We start from the raw sequence: 247 nt of genomic DNA on the forward strand, positions 1-247 counted from the left end.
AATGAAAAGAAAAAGTGATTTAATAGATTTACGTTGGCCAGGTGTATTGTTGGCATGTAAGTACCCTTGTAATTCATATATATAAGGATGTGTGAATTTGTTTCTGACTGCTTCATATCCAGGATCTAAATGAACAATATCAATTCCGTATGCATCTTCTTCTGTGTCATAAACCTTTACAAGTGAATTTTCACTGTTCTTTCGATTGTTTTTAAATTGAGAGCGTTTGTTGACATCTCCTTTTATT

1 pseudogene is annotated in these 247 nt (G+C 32.0%); it reads right to left on the minus strand.

Features of this window, described 5'->3' with window-relative positions:
• Positions 1 to 247, minus strand: a pseudogene (locus tag SB658_RS26435) (hypothetical protein); the annotation flags it as partial.

The organism is Bacillus sp. SIMBA_008 (genome assembly GCF_046535495.1).
Lineage (GTDB): Bacteria > Bacillota > Bacilli > Bacillales > Bacillaceae > Bacillus > Bacillus subtilis.